The sequence below is a fragment of the Alteraquisediminimonas sediminicola genome (assembly GCF_019740335.1).
Taxonomy (GTDB): domain Bacteria; phylum Pseudomonadota; class Alphaproteobacteria; order Sphingomonadales; family Sphingomonadaceae; genus Alteraquisediminimonas; species Alteraquisediminimonas sediminicola.
Map to the genome: position 1 here is coordinate 1 of NZ_JAHXZS010000003.1, position 14,545 is coordinate 14,545.

Genomic DNA, 14,545 nt, shown 5'->3' on the forward strand with positions numbered 1-14,545 from the left:
ATGACATCGCCTCGATGCTTGATGCCGATCTCATCACGGTCACCGCAACGGTCACCGATGGCGATGACGACACCGCAGATCTGACCGTCAGCATCGCCGATCAGCTCGACTTCTATGATGATGGTCCCAGCATCGAACGCAGCAGCGATGCCGTGCCGACCCTGTCGGTCGATGAAAGTGATCTGACCGCCGACGACACCAGCCACAATATCGCGGGCTTGTTCGATATCTCTGCCGGTGCCGATGGCGAAAAGAGCGTGGTCTACACGCTCGATGTCTCTGCCGATGGCGCAGACAGCGGGCTGGTCGACACCGCCACCGGTGAAGCCGTGCTCCTGCGCGTCAATGGCGATGGCGATGTCGAAGGCTATACCGAAACCTCGAACGACATCGTGTTCGTCCTCTCGGTGGCCGCCAATGGCGATCTGGAACTCGATCAGCAGCGCGCCATCATCCATGCTGACGAGACCGATGACAATGACATCGCCTCGATGCTTGATGCCGATCTCATCACGGTCACCGCAACGGTCACCGATGGCGATGACGACACCGCAGATCTGACCGTCAGCATCGCCGATCAGCTCGACTTCTATGATGATGGTCCGACTTTAGGTCTATATGGCGATGCCGCGGCAGTCCCCGGGTTTGAAACCACACAGTGGACCGGCGATTTCGTTTATGATGTCGGTGCCGATCAACGTACCACTTACGATGCTACGCACACCGATCTGGCCGTGCTGATCTCGGGCAGCGTCGGCGGGCTTTCCGTCACCGACACAGATGTGAGTTGGTCGTCCGAAGATGCGGATGAAGCGGTGTTCGATTTCTTGTTCACCTATCAGCCGAACCCGGCGGATGACACCCTGACGCAGCAAGCAACCGGCACGATCACCTTTGATAAGGTTGCGGGCACCTACACGGTGGCGCTGGATGAACCTATCCAGAGCTACAATATCGTCACGACCAGTGGCACGATCTCCAAGGAATCTTTCAATTTTGACGGTTCGTCTGATGCACAGCCTGAAGTCGTGCTGTCGAAGTTGGACGACCATTTCTATGTTCGCTTCTCGGCTGGCGTCGAAGCCCCAGGGGCTTCGGTGACGTTCAAGACAACCGGCAACGATACAAGCTATGTCGATGGTGATACCTTCACCGGCACCCAGTCTTGGGTCAGCGTTACCGGTGCATCGAACGGCGTTGCCGGCGATACATTGCAGGCCGGTGAAGTGCTCAACATGGACTTCGCTTACGACACTATTCAGGCCGTAGATATTGCTAACCCAGTCACCGAGGCTAACCGTGCATATGCCGATGGCATCTACATCAAGGTCGATCAGCTCGGCGTTGGCGAAGACATGGTCGTCGTGCTGAAACTGGTTGATGGCGATGGTGCTGAAACCACCCGCTCCATCGTGGTGGATTATGAGGACATCTGGCTGTCGTCCGAAACCAACCCCTATGGCATCACCTTTGCGGATGGCAGCGATGGCGTCATCATCATCGAATCCAATGATTATAATTTCGGTGGTGAAGACTATCGTATCTATGGCGCCCAGTTGCTCGTATCCACGGAAACGGTGACCAATGTCGACAACCTCGCCATTAATCTTGACCGTGACACCGGCGTTGCCAGCACCTCGACCGACAATGCAGAGGCCTTCTCGGTTGCCAATGGCACTGTCGACAATGACGTGATCAAGGTTGTCGATATCGGTTTCGTTCAGATCGACACCGAAACATCGGATCTTGAACTGTCCTTGGCAGTAACCGTGACCGATGCCGATGGCGACAGCACGACCACGACCAATCTGGCTATTGTCACCCCGGTCGCGCTCGACATGGATCATGATGGTCAGGTCAGCTATGTCGGCCTCGAAGCCGGCGTGCATTATGACTATGCCGGTGACGGCGTGGCGGAAAGCACGGCTTGGGTTGCTGGCAATGATGGCCTGCTTGCCCTGCGCAACGAAGATGGATCTTTCAAGATCAGCTTCGCCACCCATGAAGGTCAAACCGATCTTGAAGGTCTGGCGCAGGTCTATGACAGCAATCAGGATGGCGTGCTTGATGCCAATGACGCGGCATTTGCCGGGTTCGGCGTGTGGCAGGATGCCAATCAGGATGGCGTTGTCGATGCAGGCGAATTCCAGAGCCTGACCGAGGAGGGCATTGCCTCGCTCGCTTTGGTCTCGGATGGCCAGGTCGCGACGGCGGCAGATGGCGATGTCATCATCTTCGGCACCAGCAGCTACACCACGGAAAATGGCAACACTTATGCCGTTGATGACGTTGGCTTCACCACGGTGACGACGACCGCGACCAACGACAATGTTGAGCTGGAAAAGACCTCGATCAACGGCAGCATCTCGAATGCGCTGCTCGCCGCGAGCCTGATTGCCATGGTCGAAAGCGACGATAGCAATGCCCAGCCGGTCGCGACCGAAGAACAGACGGTCGAACAGCATCCGGTGACCGTGGAAACAACCACCGCCTCGACGGATGATGTGACCACGGAACAGGCAAGCGCGGATATCGACGGCAAGTTGTTGACCGGTCTCGACGTTTCGGCAGAACATGCCGAAGCCCATGCACCGGTCTCATCTGGCGAAGACCATCCGGCCCTGTCGGGTCTGGACGTTGCTGCCGACACCGATGCTGCGCCGGTCATCGCTGAATTGCTCAGCGACACCGACATCAGCCCGTCGATCTTCCACTTTGCCCAAAGCGTGTCGATCGATGCGCCGAGCACTGTGGCGGTCGAAGCGGTGCTGATCCAGCAGGCAGCTGCCCCGGCCCAGATCGGCGATGTCCTTGCCGATGCGTTGAGCGGTGGCTCGGGCGAAGGCCCGAACATCGATCATGTACTGGATCTGCTGACCGGTTCGACCGGACAGGCGGATGCTGGTGCGCTGCTGAGCAGCCTTGGCAGCGAAGCTGGAGCCATTGCCGACATGTTCGCCGGTGCGCACCTGAACTTTGCAGATACGATGGACCATCTCGCGATGACCCATCCGGACGCACACACCTCGGTCATGGGCTGATCGAGGCGAGTTCAGAATATATTTAACGGAGGGAAATAATGACAGCCTATAAACTTGCCCTGAAGGGCCTTGCATTAACCATGTTGATGGGTGGCATCGCCCCCGCACATGCGGCTGCTCCTTCCCCGCTGATGCAGCTGGGCATGCGTGAACTGCGTGCCGAGCTGGACCGTCGCTATAATGATGCGGTGCAAGCCGCGCAGGCGTCGGAAACATTGCGCGCGAACTCGCCCCGTTACATCTGGGCGAACGAAGCAAAGGCGCAATGCGGCATTGCCATCGGCTTCACCAAAGCAGGTGAAAAAGACGAGCCAAGCATCAGCAAGTGCGACGACTTCGCCGCGCGTCTGGCCGCCCCGGCACCGGTAGCGCCCGTCGTAGCCGCACCGGTCGTGGCACAATGCGAAGCATCGCCGATCATGGAATTGTTCTTCAACTGGGACGAAGATGTGCCCCCGGCGGATGCCAGCGCATTGCTTGCGCCATTCGTACAGGCCCGTCCGAACTGCGGCTGGACGTCGTTCACGGTCACCGGTCATACCGATACGTCGGGGCCGAACGCCTATAATGACGGTCTGTCGATGCGTCGCGCCAACAATGTCGCTGCCATTCTGCAATCGCTTGGCTTGTCCGCTGGCGAAATGACGATTTCGGGCACCGGTGAGGCCGGACTGAAGATCGAAACGGCGGACGGCGTTCGCGAACCGGCCAACCGGCGCGTGGAAATCATCGCCGTCCAGCCTGGTAATTGATGGGGAGAGCGACAATGACGAATTTCAAGAAACTTTTGCTCACGAGCGCAGCGCTCGTCGGCATCACCGGCGTCGCGGGCTTTGCATCGGCGGAAACGGTGACCCTGCGTGACGCCATGGCCATCGCCATCGATTCCCATCCGGAAATCAATCAGGCGATCCAGAACAAGGAAGCGATCGAATTCGAACGCGAACAGGCGCAGGGTCTGTTCCTGCCACGCATTTCGGTCGAAGGTTCGGCGGGCGTCCGTCGCCTTGAAAACCCGAGCCGCCGCGCCCTTGGCATTGACGATGACACGCTGAACCCGCTGGAAGCCAGCATCCGTGGCGAACAGATCATCTTCGACTCCGGCAATCGTGCCAATGAATTGAAGCGTCAGGCCGCCCGTACCGATGGTGCCGCCAATCGCATCGAGGAACGCTCGGAATTCATCGCCTTGCAGGTGGCCCGGCAATATCTCGATTATCTGTTGCAGCAGCGCATCGTCGCCGCTTCCGCCGATAATGTGACCTTCCATGAAAAGCTTGCCGGCGACCTGTCGGAAGGCGTGAAGCAGGGTTCCATCAGCATTGCCGATCAGCAGCAGGCGGAAGAACGTCTCCAGTCCGCACGCGCCCGTCTGACGGAAGCACGTGAAGAGATGACCAACACGGCGATTTCGATCCGCACGCTGACTGGCCTCGACATTGACGAAGCCGCGATCCTGCCGGAATCGCTGCGGGCCAAGCTGCCCGCCGACCTGACCGATGCGATCGAACAGACCCGCACCAAAAATCCGAAGGTCCGTGAAGCACAGGCCGATCTGGATGCGGCCTATGCGATGATCGGCAAGGCAAAGGCCGACCTTGGCCCGACGCTCTCGCTCGAAGGTCAGGCGCGTCATGGCGATGAAGTCGATGGCGTCCGTGGCAAGACCACCGATCTGCAGGCCCGCGTCGTGGCCCGCTGGCTGGTATTCGATGGCGGCATCAATCGCGCCAAGGTGCAGGAAATGGTTCGTCGCGCCAGCGAAGCCCGTTTCCGCCTCCATCAGGTGTCGCGCGAAGCCGAAGAAGATGTCCGTCGTTCGTGGAACGCATGGATTAACCAAGAAAAGCTGGTTAACGAGCTTGACCAGCAGAGCAAGGTCTCCGATGACCTGCTCCTGTCTTATCGCGAGCAGTTCAACGTCGGCCGCCGGTCGTTGCTGGACGTTCTCGACGCCCAGAACACGCGCTACAATGTGCAGGTTCGCGCCGAGACAGCACGTTTCGCAAATCAGTTTGCGGAATATAAGATCCTCGCAGCAGAGAATGCTCTGTTGCAGGCAGTAGAGCTTAACGCCCCTGCTTCGGCCAAGGCCGAAGCGCGTACCCGCTTTCATGTCGGCCCGACGCCACCTGCTGAAACCATGCGTCGTCGCTACGCCGATTAAGACACTTTCGAGCTTGTGGCCGATCCCGCAAGCCGGGTGAGAACTGCAAGGATTACAGATAGTGACTTTTGACGATTGGCTAAGGCAGCCTCAGGTTGCGGACGACGTTCTCGAATGCGTCCGCATCCTCGCGGCGGCCCATGACCGGCCCTCGTCCCCCGCAGCAGTCAAGGCCGGCATGGCGCTTGACGAAGCAGGGCAGATGCCGTTCCACCAAGCGGAAACGGCACTTGAAAATATTGGTCTACGCGCGGAGCCGGTGCATCACCGGCTCCGCCGTTGGCCATCGCGCGAACTGCCATGCATTCTTGCGCTGAGCGGCAAGCGCGCCCTTATTCTCCACGCCATCAACGAGGGTGATTGCGAAATCACCATGCCGGGCGCACCAGATCGCGTCTGGGTGCCGATGGCGAGCATCGAAGCCCATCATATTGGCGAAGCGATCGTCGTCGATGTCGATCCAACGCGCGAACGCGAGGGCGAACGCCCGTGGAACAAGACCGCGCGCACCCATTGGTTCTGGAGCGAAGTCTGGAAGATTCGCCGCTCCTTCCTGTTCGTGATGCTGGCCGCGTTGATCATCAACCTGCTGGCCTTCGCATTGCCGCTGTTCACGATGAACGTCTATGACCGGGTGATTCCAAACCGCGCCGCCACCAGCCTGTGGGTATTGGCGTTCGGGGTGTTGCTGGCGATTTCAATCGACCTCAATCTGCGCCTCGCGCGCACAAGGCTGGTCGATGAACTGGGGCGCAAGCTCGATAGCCGATTGTCGCAGCGACTGTTCGAAAAGGTGATCAACCTGCCGCTGGCCGCACGCCAAGGCAGCACCGGCGCACTCGCGCGCCGCGTGTCGGAATTTGAACAGGTCCGCGACTTTTTCGCCTCCACCACGATTGTGTTGGCGGTCGATATTCTGTTCCTGTTCCTGTTCGTCGGTCTGGTGATCGTGTTGGCCGGCTGGCTGGCATTGGTGCCAATCATGGCGATCATCATCATGGGGGCGGCGGGCTTCACGCTGCAACGCGCCATGGGTCAGGCAGCACTTGATGCACAATCGGATTCAAGCTTGCAGCAGACAGTGCTGATCGAAGCGATTGGCGGGCTGGAAACGCTGAAGGCCTGCCATGCCGAAGGCCGGATGATGGGCCGCTGGCGGCGCTATGCAGATACCAGCGCGCTGACGCAGGAACGACTGCGTAAATTGACCGCCACCGCCGTCAACCTTGCGTCTTATTGCCAGCAGGCGACGAGCGTCGCCTTGGTCATCGGCGGCTTTTACATGTTCTCCGCCGGGGAAATTTCGATGGGCGGGATCATCGCCATCGTCATGATTGCCGGTCGCTCTCTGGCCCCGGTCGGGCAACTCGCGTTCCTTATCACCCGGGGGCGTCAGGCGTTCGTGACGCTCGATAGCCTGCAAGTGCTGATGGACCAGCAAGACGAACGCAGCTTCGGCAGCCGTTCGGTCGTGCCGGAGGTCAAGCGCGGCGACATCCAGTTGGAAGAACTCGCCTTCCGCTATCCGGAAGCCGCACGGGATTCACTCACCGGCATCAATCTCAAGATCACGCCGGGCGAACGCATCGGCATCATCGGCCGCGTCGCCTCGGGCAAATCGACCTTGGGCCGCGTCTTGTGCGGCCTGTATCAGCCGACCGAGGGGACATATCTGCTCGATGGCCTCGATAGCCGCCAGCACAACCCGCACAATATGCGCCGCGCGCTCCGGTTCGTCGGGCAGGATGCCGAGCTGTTCAGCGGCACGATCCGTGAAAATCTGATGCTCGGCACCGTCACCCCGACGGATGAACGGCTGATCGAAGTGATCGCGGAATCCGGGGCCGATGCGTTTATCGGTCGCGATGCGGCGGGATTTGACATGCATATCGGCGAACGCGGTTCGCGCCTGTCGGGCGGGCAGCGCAGCTTCATGGTCATGGCGCGCGCATTGATCGATCCGTGCCAATTGCTTTTCCTCGATGAACCGACCGGGGCAATGGATACGCTGACCGAGAAGATGTTCATCGAACGCCTGACCAAGGCGATCAAGCCCGATCAGACATTGATCGTCTGCACCCATCGCAACGCCCTGTTGTCGATTGTCGATCGCCTGATCGTCGTCGATCAGGGCCGGATCATCGCAGATGGCCCGCGTGACAAGATCCTTGGCAACCTCGCCGCCACTGCGTCGGGAGCATGACAATGACAAGCGCACCTCTCGCTACCTTACCCACCGCCGACCGGCCCGAAATGTCCGCCCCGCGCCGTCATCGCCTGCATTATGCCGCCGCGTTGATGGTCTGCGCCATCGGCGGCAGCGCATTGTTGATGCCGGAAGCGGGCTGGTCGCGCCTGTCGGCATTGTTCCATGCGCCAGCCAGCACCCCCTCAGATGAAGCCCCGGTCGCGATTTCCGAGGTCGAAAAAGAAGAATTGATCTCGCTGACCCAAAGCGGCCTGCCACAGCCGATCATCAAGGGTGAAGACGCGATCAAGGTGAACGAGGCCCTCCCCTTCGCCGCCCAGCCGATCCGCGCCGCCCGCGCGTTTCAATTGGCCAGCATCGCCACGCCCAGCGCCAAGACCGCGCTCAAATGCATGACGCAGGCGATTTATTACGAAGCCGGATTCGAACCCGAAGCGGGCAGACGCGCCGTCGCGCAGGTCGTGCTCAACCGCATGCGCCACCCCGCCTTTCCGAAATCGGTGTGCGGCGTGGTCTATGAAGGCGCGAACCAGCCCGTGTGCCAGTTCAGCTTCACCTGCGATGGCTCGCTTGCCCATGCGCCGCAACCCGCGGCATGGCGCGCCGCCGAACGTATCGCCCGCGACGCCCTGCAAGGCCGGGTAGAAGTCTCGGTCGGCCTCGCCACCCATTATCACGCCAATTATGTCTCGCCTTATTGGGCGCCGCATTTGACCAAGCTCGCCCAGATCGCGACGCATATTTTCTATCGCTGGCCCGGTGGCTGGGGCACGCCCGCCGCGTTCAATGGTCGCTATGCGGGAATGGAAGCGATCCCGGCATTGCTGCCGCGTGATGCGCTGCCGGTGCTGGCAACCGCCGACGATCAAACCGAGGCCTTGGCCAAGGCGACCCTGCCCGCCAATCTCGTTCCCATCCGCCACGCCGCCAATGATGTCGGCGGACGGCTTGATATCAGCAAGGGCTGGAAATTGAACATCCCCTCACCTACTGACGCGAGCAGGACAACCACTGCCCTCGCCTCTCGCCAACAGGCCGTTCGGGTCGTGGCCGCAACGGCGAATGCCGCCACCACCAATGAGGGCAATGGTCTATGATCCGCTGGGCAGATGTGAAGACCATCAATCGCGACGATCTGCGCCGCTGGACCGATCTGAAGGCGCATTGGCACTGGTATCAGGCGCTGGACGGCACCCGTCAGGTCGTCGTCGCATCGGGGACCGGGTTGTTGCTGTTCCTCCTCTGGGCAAGCCTTGCGCAGGTCGATGAAATCACGCGCGGTCAGGGCCGCGTTATCCCGTCGAGCAAGGTGCAGGTCGTGCAATCGAGCGAACCCGCCTCGATCCGCGATATTCTTGTCCGCTCCGGTCAGCGCGTGCTGAAGGGCCAGTTGCTGGTGCGGCTGGATGATACGGAATCCACCTCGCAGCTTGGCCAGATCGAAGCCGAAAACCGTTCGCTCGGTGCCCGCGCCGCCCGCCTGTCGCGTGAAGGCGGCATCGGCGGCGACAATTGCCCGCCCAATCCGGATGGCAGCGTGCCGGTCGAATGCCAGCAAGAAGCCGCGCTCCAGTCGGTGCGCGAATCCGCATTGCGGAGCAAGATGAGCGCCATGTCCTCGGCGGTCGAACAGCGCCGCCGCGATTATTCCGAGGCACAGGCCACGGTCCAAGGCCTGCGTTCCAGCCTTCAACTCGCGCAAAGTCAGGTGAACATGCTCGCGCCATTGGCCGCGAAATCGATCGTGCCGCAGACTGAATTATTGTCTGCCCAGCGCGAAGCCGCCGATCTGCAAGGTCGCCTCGCCGCCGCGCAACAGGCCGTGTCGCGCGCCGCCGCCGGTATCGCCGAAGCACAAGCGCAATCCTCGGAAGCCTCGCTCCAGTTCCGGCAAGAGGCATTGAACGAACGCAGCCAATTGGCGGCCAAGATGGCGGTCAATCAGGAATCACTGCGCGGTGCCGCAGGCCGGGTCGAACGCACGGAAATCCGGTCTCCGGTCGAAGGCATCGTCAATGACGTGCAGGTCACCACCATCGGCGGCTATGTGCAGGCAGGGCAAAAGATCATGCAGGTCGTGCCGATTGGCGAAAAGCTGCTGATCGAAGCCCGCGTCACGCCCAAGGACATCGCGTTCATCAAGGTCAACGACCGGGCGAATGTGAAGGTCACCGCCTATGACTTCTCCATTTATGGCGGTCTTGCAGGCAAGGTGGTGCAGGTGTCCGCCGACAGTATCTATGACGAAGCGGCCAAAGAGGCGTATTTCTCGGTCATCGTCGAGACAGATCGGTCCTATCTGCTGGCGGGCGGCAAGCGCCTGCCGATCACGCCGGGCATGATCTGCGATGTCGAAATCATCACCGGCAGCAAAAGCGTGCTGACCTATCTTCTCAAACCGATGCTGAAGGCGCGGTCCGAGGCCTTGCGGGAACGCTGATTCAATAAGGAAAGATGCGGGGCAGCAACGGCTTTACGCCAATAAGCTGCCCCATTTCTCCCGGATCGCCGTTGCCAAGGCCGGGGCTATCGCCGCCGCCACCGTCACCCCCGCAACCGTATCCGTCGCGCGCACCCGTTGAATCCCGCCCAAAGCCAGCTGGGCAAGGTCATCATCCGATGCCAGACAATGCGCCGTCACCGCCTCAACCCATGTCGCGCCCGCCGCCTGCAACAAGGCCGTGCATTTCAACAAGGTGCCACCGGTTGAAATCATGTCATCGACAAGGATCACGGGCCGTCCCGCCACTTGTTCGATCCCCGGCACGGTCAACTCCACCTCGCGGTCGCCAAAGCGGACTTTCTCCCCCACCAGCACATTACAGCCCAACGGCTTGGCCACGCTTTCGACCCAAGGCCGCGATTCTCCATCCGGGCCGACCATAATCGTGCCGGGCGCGATGTCGGGCCGCAGCATCTCGGCCAATGTTCCCGCCGCAGAGACATATGCCACCTGCAATTGCGGCGCGATGGCCTCCAGACTCGGTGTGCGGTGGAGATGCGGATCGACCGTCACCAATCCGTCGAAATGATCGGCGATCAACTGGGTGATCACCCGCTGGCTCACCGCCTGTCCAGGGAGAAAAGCCACATCCTGCCGCATATAGGCAAGATAGGGCGCGACCAAAATCACCCGCGCTACCCCCCTATCGCGCAGCGCCGATGCAACCAGCAGCAACTCCACCAATTTGTCATTCGGCTGGAATAACGAGCGATAGACGAACGCGGTGGTGGCAGGTTCGGTAATGCGGATCAGGCTTTCCCCATCTGGGAATTGACGACGGTCGATCGCGTGACAGGCCATGCCCAAGGCTGCTCCAAGCCGATTGGCCGCATCTGCCTCATCGTCGAAATAATATAGCGCGGCTGTCATCGTTGCACATCATAGCCAGAGGATTCGAGCGCCAGTTCGCGCGCGAAGTTCAGCCCCGCCTCGGACTTGGCATAGATGCGATACAAAGGCTCGCCCGATTTGACCGTGGCGCCGATCTTGTGAAACAGGTCGATGCCCGCACCCTTGTCCATCGGCGCGCCCGCCAGTCGCGCAATCCGGGCGATCTGGTGACAATCAATCGCACTGATCGTGCCGTCGCAGGGCGACAAAATATCATGACTGTGCGCGCCCAATGGCACCGGCGCTTCTTGCCGCCCCTGTGCGTCGATCAGGCTTTCCATCTTCGCCAGCGCCGCGCCGGAGGTGAGAATATCCCGTGCCTTTTGATAGGCCGATCCCCCGCGCAGGGCCGGATCGAAATCAAGCACGCGCCCTGCCAGAAACAACGCGCGTTCGCGCAAATCGGCGGGCGCATCCGGATCGTTCCGCAACACCGCCATCACGTCCCGCGCCTCCAGCACCGGGCCGATGCCCCGACCAATCGGCTGGGTGCCGTTGGTCATCACAATATCGACCGTCAGCCCGACCTTGCCCGCCACATATTCAAACAGCTTACGCAGGCGCAGGGCTTCGCTTTGGGTCCGCACCTTGGCCGTCGGGCCGACGGGGATGTCGATCACCAAATGGGTAGAACCGGCCGCCATTTTCTTGGACAGGATCGAGGCGACCATCTGTTCAAATGTGTCGATCCGCAACGGTCGCTCGACCGAGATCAGCACATCGTCCGCTGGCGACAAATTGACACTGCCGCCCCATGCCAGCACCGCCTTTTCCGCCGCCACCACCTGTTGCAGCCGTTCGGACGTCAGGCCGACATTCGCCAGCACTTCCATCGTATCCGCCGTGCCGGAGGGCGAGGTGATCGCCCGCGACGATGTCTTGGGGATCGTCAGGCCATAGGCCGCGACAATCGGCACCACGATCATCGACGTGCGATTGCCGGGGATGCCGCCAATGCAATGCTTGTCGACCACCAGTTGCGATTGCCAATTCATCTTGCTCCCCGCCTGTGCCATCGCGCGGGTCAGGCCCAAAGTTTCATGCGTCGTCATGAACCCCGCACAGGCGACGAGAAAGGCCGCGATTTCCATCGGCGAATAATGATAGGCCGCAATATCATTGATGATCGCGCCAATTTCTTCCTCGGTCAGCTCATCGCCACCGATCTTGCGACGCACGAATTCAAGACTGCGTGGCGGAGTCGCCTGTGCAATCGAGACTTCGGTCCCTTCCGGCAGGCCAAGGCGGCGAAACGCCTGTTCGCCAAGGCCCAGCTCGCCATGGCCGACAATCGACGTATCATCCGAAATCGCAAGGGTTGCGAGGATCTGGCGTTGGGCGTGGATCACTTCGATCTTGCGCAGCGCCTGAAATTGTTCGGCATCATAGCCATTGGCCGCGCGCAGCATGAACGCCGTATTTTCTGGAAAAGTGTCGACCGCTACCTTGCGAATCTTGAGCATCAGCATCCTTCCTCTTGGCGCGGTCATTTGGCCCCGCGCCAGATCGCTGTTGCATTAAAGCATGCGGGCGCGGGCCGGAATAGCGAAACGCATCAAAAACGGCATCTCTCACCCATCCGGGCCAATCATCCGTCGGGGATCAACGATCCGGTCGAAATCCGCTGCCGTGACATAACCCAACGCCAAGGCCGCCTCACGCAAGGTCAGATCATGAACCGCCGCATGATGGGCAATTTCCGCCGCCTTGGCATAGCCGATCACCGGGGCCAGCGCCGTCACCAGCATCAAGGATCGGTCCAAATGCTGCGCGATATTGCGGCGATGCGGTTCGGTCCCCTCGATCAGGAAACGCCGGAAATTGGTGCAGCCATCCGTCAACAGTGTGATCGACTGGCACAGATTGTAAATGATGAGCGGCTTATACGCATTCATTTCCAAATGGCCGCCCGCGCCGCCCAATCCGACCGCCACATCATTCGCCATCACCTGCGCCGCCACCATCGTCAGCGCCTCGCATTGAGTCGGGTTGACCTTGCCCGGCATCATCGACGACCCCGGCTCATTCTCCGGCAGGATCAATTCACCCAGACCCGCACGCGGCCCGCTCGCGACCAGCCGAATATCATTGGCGATCTTGGTCAGCGTCACCGCCAGCGTCCGCAGCGCACCCGACAATCGCACCAGCCCATTATGCCCGCCCTGCGCCGCAAAACGATTGGCGACCATGTGAAAGGGCAGGTCCGTCAATCGGGCAATCTCCGCAATCGCTGCTTGTGCAAAATCGGCGGGCGCATTCAGCCCGGTGCCCACCGCCGTACCGCCCAATGTCAACGGCCAGACATCAATCAGTGCCTGATCGATCTCGGCCAGATTGCCGTCCAGCATCGCGGCATAGCCCGACCATTGCTGGCCCAGGGTCAAGGGCGTCGCATCCTGCAAATGGGTGCGACCAATGCGGATTATGTCCGCCCAAAGCACTGCCTTGGCCGCCATCGCATCGTGCAGCGCCTTGACCGCCGGGATCAGCCGCCTTGTCACCCCGACGCCCGACGCAACATGCATCGCGGTGGGGAAATTGTCATTGGTCGATTGCGACATGTTCACATCGTCATTGGGATCGACCGGGGTCTTGCTCCCAAGCGGCGTCCCCGCCAATTGACAGCAGCGATTGGCGATCACCTCGTTCACATTCATGTTGAACTGGGTGCCGCTGCCGGTCATCCACACATGTAGCGGGAACATGTCCTGATGCTGCCCGGCGAGTATCTCATCACAGACATGGGCAATCAGCGCGGCCTGCCGCCCATCCATCCGAGCGGCGCGGTGATTGGCCTCGGCACAGGCTTTTTTCAGCCACGCATAAGCCTGCACCATTTCACGCGGCATCAATTCCGTGCCGATGGAAAAATAATGCAGTGATCGCTGCGTCTGTGCGCCCCATAGTCGATCAGCGGCAATCTCTATATTACCCAGGCTATCGCTTTCGACCCGGGTGCTTTCGATACGTGTCGGAGCCGACATGCGCGTCCCTCCTAGATCGTGAGATCTCCAACATGCACCACAAGCGGATGCACGTCATCTGGAATCCGCCTGCACTCTAATTCGTGGCCGCCATCAATGTCGCGATGACCTCGGCACGGCTATGGACGCCCATCACCCGGTAAATGGCGGCAAGATGGATCTTCACCGTGCCTTCGGCCAGATCAAGAGCGCAGGCGATTTCCTTGGTGGTTTTGCCCAATAGCAATTGGTCCAGCACATCGGCCTGACGCGGCGTCAAACCATCGAGACCCACATGCTTATGCGTGATTTTCGCAGCGGGCGTAGCACCCTGACGGGTCAGATTGCGCGGCACATAAGAACCGCCATCAAGAATGATACCCAGCGCCTGCACCAGTTCAGCCGTCGATAATTCCTTGGGCAGATAGCCATCGACGCCCACCGCAAGGCAGCCCAGCACATCCTCACGCTGCACCGAGGACGAAATCACGGCAATGCGCGCATCGGGCAACGCATCCACCAACGCCGCCAGCGATTCCGGACCGTCCGTATCCGGCAGGTTCAAATCGACGATCAACAGATCAATCGACGGCGCCTCGACAATCCGCGCCAACCCGGCGGCAAGGCTATCCGCCTCGATCACAGTGCCGATGCCAAAGACATCAGTCAGCAACCTGTGAATCGCATTGCGCACAAGCTCATGATCGTCGATCAAAAGGGCGCGCGCTTGCGGACGCTCCATGCAACTCCTCTCCGGCAACCAATGCAAAA

The 14,545-nt window shown here is 60.4% G+C and carries 10 protein-coding genes; 6 read left to right on the forward strand and 4 right to left on the reverse strand.

Features of this window, described 5'->3' with window-relative positions; genetic code table 11:
* From K6117_RS08035 to K6117_RS08060, 6 genes are all read left to right on the forward strand, one after another.
* On the forward strand, positions 1-3,041 hold a 3,041-nt coding region (locus K6117_RS08035; protein ID WP_221793781.1), incomplete at its 5' end, for a DUF5801 repeats-in-toxin domain-containing protein.
* Positions 3,042-3,079: 38 nt separating this feature from the next.
* On the forward strand, positions 3,080-3,793 hold the full coding sequence (locus K6117_RS08040) for an OmpA family protein (RefSeq protein WP_246604958.1): 714 nt from the start codon (positions 3,080-3,082) through the stop codon (positions 3,791-3,793).
* A gap of 14 nt (positions 3,794-3,807) precedes the next feature.
* The gene (locus K6117_RS08045) at positions 3,808-5,208 is read left to right on the forward strand and encodes a TolC family protein (protein ID WP_221793783.1); all 1,401 of its coding nucleotides are present in this window, start codon (positions 3,808-3,810) and stop codon (positions 5,206-5,208) included.
* Positions 5,209-5,269: 61 nt separating this feature from the next.
* Positions 5,270-7,411, forward strand: a complete 2,142-nt coding sequence (locus K6117_RS08050; protein WP_343211758.1) for a type I secretion system permease/ATPase — start codon at positions 5,270-5,272, stop codon at positions 7,409-7,411.
* Positions 7,412-7,413: 2 nt separating this feature from the next.
* Positions 7,414-8,514, forward strand: a complete 1,101-nt coding sequence (locus tag K6117_RS08055; RefSeq protein ID WP_246604959.1) for a cell wall hydrolase — start codon at positions 7,414-7,416, stop codon at positions 8,512-8,514.
* Positions 8,511-9,857: an HlyD family type I secretion periplasmic adaptor subunit gene (locus K6117_RS08060; RefSeq protein WP_221793787.1), complete on the forward strand. Its 1,347-nt coding sequence runs from the start codon at positions 8,511-8,513 to the stop codon at positions 9,855-9,857. Before K6117_RS08055 ends, K6117_RS08060 begins: the two co-directional genes overlap by 4 nt.
* 33 nt (positions 9,858-9,890) lie before the next feature.
* On the opposite strand, the gene K6117_RS08065 is transcribed toward K6117_RS08060, so the two are convergent.
* From K6117_RS08065 to K6117_RS08080, 4 genes are all read right to left on the reverse strand, one after another.
* Positions 9,891-10,790, reverse strand: coding sequence for a ribose-phosphate diphosphokinase (locus tag K6117_RS08065; protein WP_221793788.1), 900 nt, complete (start codon positions 10,788-10,790; stop codon positions 9,891-9,893).
* The gene (locus tag K6117_RS08070; RefSeq protein WP_221793790.1) at positions 10,787-12,274 is read right to left on the reverse strand and encodes a thymidine phosphorylase family protein; all 1,488 of its coding nucleotides are present in this window, start codon (positions 12,272-12,274) and stop codon (positions 10,787-10,789) included. The genes K6117_RS08065 and K6117_RS08070 overlap by 4 nt, the downstream gene beginning before the upstream one ends.
* A gap of 108 nt (positions 12,275-12,382) precedes the next feature.
* Positions 12,383-13,795: a class II fumarate hydratase gene (locus tag K6117_RS08075; RefSeq protein ID WP_246604960.1), complete on the reverse strand. Its 1,413-nt coding sequence runs from the start codon at positions 13,793-13,795 to the stop codon at positions 12,383-12,385.
* Positions 13,796-13,871: 76 nt separating this feature from the next.
* Positions 13,872-14,516, reverse strand: coding sequence for a response regulator (locus K6117_RS08080; RefSeq protein WP_221793791.1), 645 nt, complete (start codon positions 14,514-14,516; stop codon positions 13,872-13,874).
* Positions 14,517-14,545 lie beyond the last annotated feature (29 nt).